The 1,229-nt window shown below is 75.6% G+C and carries 2 protein-coding genes; both read left to right on the top strand.

Translation table 11 applies throughout. From position 1 onward, the window contains the following. Positions 1 to 934: COG4223 family protein (locus E4O86_RS22955; RefSeq protein WP_246206574.1), on the top strand; the 934-nt coding region annotated here is incomplete at its 5' end. Positions 935 to 944: 10 nt separating this feature from the next. Further along, positions 945 to 1,229: heme biosynthesis HemY N-terminal domain-containing protein (locus E4O86_RS22950; RefSeq protein ID WP_281351660.1), on the top strand; the 285-nt coding region annotated here is incomplete at its 3' end.

Genomic DNA, 1,229 nt, shown 5'->3' with positions numbered 1-1,229 from the left:
CGACGCGCTCGCGGCCCGGCTCGACCGGCTGGAGCAGGCGGCTGAGGCGAGCGCGGACCAGCCCGCCGGCGGCGCGCCCGACCCGCGCGTCGCGGAGCTCTCGCAGGCGGTGGAAGGCCTCCGCAACGAGCTCGCCAAGCGGGCGGCCGGCAGCGCCGTCGAGGAGATCAGGACGGCGGTCGCGGGGCTCTCGGACCGCATCGCCGCCCTCGAGAACCGGCCCGCGCCGGATCTCTCACCGCTCAGGGCCGCGGTCGATGACGTCCGCGCCCAGCTCCGCCAGAGCGCGGAACGCGACGGGGCGCTCGAGAGCCGGATCGCGGCGCTTCAGACGCAGATCGGATCGCTTGCCCCGGCCGAGAGGCTGGCGGCCGTCGAATCCACGCTCGACGGCTTCCGCGAGGATGCGCGCCGGGCCGGCGCGCTCGCCCCCGCGCTTTCCGCCGACCTCCTCGCGAATGCGATCGCGAGCGGGCGGCCCTTCGCCGCGGAACTCGCCGCCGCCCGCGACGCCGGCATGGCGGCGGAGATGGGCGAGAGCGTCGCCGCCCATGCCGAAACCGGACTGCCGTCGCTCGCCGCGATCCGCGAGAGCTTCGACCGGATCGCCCCGACGCTCGAGACGCCGGACCTGCCGCCGCCTGATGCCGGCCCGCTCGACCGCCTGATGGCGGGGGCGCGGAGCCTCGTCGAGGTCCGCAAGGCGGGACCGGTCGAGGGCGGGGATTCCGCCGCCACGATCGCGCGGATCCGCGAGGCGCTCCGCACCGGCGAGCTTTCGCGCGCGCTCGAGGAGTGGCGGCAGCTTCCGGAAGAGGCGAGGACGGCCTCCGCCGACTGGGCGCGATCCGTCCAGGCCCGGCTCGACGGCCTCGCCTTCGCCGACCGGCTCCGGTCCGATATTCTGACACGGCTCGGCGGAAGCGCCGGCTAGAGGACGTCGCATGATCCGCTTCCTGTTCCTTGTCGTCGTTCTCTTCGCGATCGTCTTCGGCTTTGCGTGGCTGCGCGAGATGCCGGGCGAGCTGGCGCTCACGATCGGCGGCAACACCTATGCCGTCGACCTGGCGGTGGCCGCGCTCGCCGCGCTCGCCGCGATCGTCGCGGCGCTGGTGCTCTTCCTCGTCCTGAGCTTCGTCCTGCGCGCCCCGGCGCGCGCCGTCCGCGGCTGGCGCCGCGGCCGGGAGGAGCGCGGCCGCCATGCGCTGGCGGACGGCTTCCTGGCGCTC

This window comes from Propylenella binzhouense, from assembly GCF_009866965.1.
In the GTDB taxonomy this organism is placed as follows: domain Bacteria; phylum Pseudomonadota; class Alphaproteobacteria; order Rhizobiales; family Afifellaceae; genus Propylenella; species Propylenella binzhouense.
Note: the sequence above shows the minus strand (reverse complement) of the source record. Positions and strands in the feature narration are given on the sequence as shown.